The sequence below is a fragment of the Oleiphilus sp. HI0066 genome (genome assembly GCF_001635725.1).
This window is the reverse complement of record NZ_LWFH01001049.1, coordinates 1-1,800: the sequence shown is the minus strand read 5'-3', so window position 1 is coordinate 1,800 and position 1,800 is coordinate 1. Positions and strand designations below refer to the sequence as shown.

At 45.7% G+C, this 1,800-nt stretch carries 2 protein-coding genes; both read right to left on the bottom strand.

The genetic code is table 11. The annotated features are described in order from the left end of the window. Positions 1-314, bottom strand: a 314-nt coding sequence (locus A3738_RS12870; RefSeq protein WP_156504240.1) for an ATP-binding cassette domain-containing protein, incomplete at its 3' end; no start/stop codon positions are given. Positions 315-368: 54 nt separating this feature from the next. Further along, entirely contained in the window at positions 369-1,784 is a 1,416-nt protein-coding gene (sufB, locus tag A3738_RS12865) for a Fe-S cluster assembly protein SufB (RefSeq protein WP_082890043.1), read from the bottom strand. Between the last annotated feature and the right edge of the window lie 16 nt (positions 1,785-1,800).

The window sequence follows — 1,800 nt, the reverse complement described above, 5'->3', positions numbered from 1 at the left end:
TTGTTGATCGCGGTGCGCAAGAACTGAAGGTTGCTGACGCCTGGAATTTCAACAGGGTATTGGAATGCTAGAAACACACCTTCACGCGCGCGGTCTTCAATCGACATGTCAAGGAGATCTTGGCCATTAAAAGTAACCGTGCCGCCGTTCACTTCATAAGCTTCGTTGCCTGCGAGTACCTGAGAAAGTGTACTTTTACCGCTCCCATTTGGGCCCATGATTGCGTGAACTTCGCCAGGCTTAACCTCAAGGTTCAAGCCTTTAAGGATTTGCTTTTCTTCAACTGATGCTTGTAAATCTTTAATGTCTAACATTCGTCTTTTCCATTCGTATGCGTCGCACAACTCGCCGCAAGATTTAATCTTTAATTAACCTACACTGCCTTCAAGGCTGACTTCTAATAGCTTGGTTGCCTCAACCGCGAATTCCATCGGAAGCTCTTTGAATACTTCCTTACAGAAACCGTTAACAATCATTGAAACGGCTTGCTCTGCATCAATGCCTCGTTGTTGGCAAAGGAACAGTTGGTCATCGCTGACTTTTGAGGTCGTCGCTTCGTGCTCGACGATCGCACTCTTATTTTTGTTTTCGATGTAAGGGAAGGTATGAGCGCCACACTTGTCGCCAATCAATAGAGAGTCACATTGCGTATAGTTTCTTGAACCTTCAGCGGTCGGCGCAATTTTGACTAAGCCGCGATAGCTGCTGTCACTTTTACCGGCAGAAATACCTTTCGAAATGATCGTACTCTTCGTGTTTTTACCAATATGGATCATCTTCGTGCCCGTATCGGCTTGCTGAGCGTTATTTGTTAGCGCAACAGAATAGAACTCACCAACACTGCCTTCGCCGCGTAATACACAGCTAGGGTATTTCCATGTGATGGCAGAGCCAGTTTCTACTTGCGTCCACGAAATTTTAGAGTTCTTGCCAATACATGCGCCGCGTTTGGTTACGAAGTTATAAATTCCACCTCGACCCTCTTCATCACCGGGATACCAGTTTTGAACCGTTGAATATTTGATTTCAGCGTCGTCCATTGCAACGAGTTCAACCACAGCTGCGTGAAGCTGGTTTTCATCACGCATTGGCGCGGTGCAGCCTTCAAGGTAGCTAACATGGCTACGTTCTTCAGCAATGATTAGTGTACGTTCGAACTGACCGGTTTTTGCTTCGTTAATTCGGAAGTAAGTCGATAGTTCTAGCGGACAGCGCACGCCTTTCGGGATGTAAACAAATGATCCGTCAGAAAATACAGCTGAGTTTAGTGCCGCGTAGTAGTTGTCTTTTTGAGGAACAACAGAACCCAGATACTTCTTGATGAGCTCAGGATGTTTATGAACCGCTTCTGAAATTGGGCAGAAAATAACGCCAGCTTCAGTTAGCTTGTCCTTGAATGTCGTGGTGACAGAAACACTATCAAATACAGCATCAACGGCAACACCAGCGAGTCGAGCGCGCTCGTGTAATGGAATGCCAAGCTTTTCATAGGTTTTCAAAAGCTCTGGATCAACTTCGTCGAGACTTTTCGGGCCATCATCTTTAGATTTTGGAGCAGAATAATAGGCAATGTCGTTGTAATCGATTTTAGGGAAGTTAACGTGAGCCCATTCTGGGTCTTCCATCTCTTGCCATACTTTATAAGCCTGAAGACGCCATTCAAGCATCCACTCCGGCTCATTTTTCTTGGCTGATAGGCGGCGGATAACGTCTTCGTTCAAACCAGGCTCAAAGGTCTCAGACTCGATTTCGGTGACGAAACCGTGCTCATATTCTCTTTTGATTAGCTCTTTAACTTCT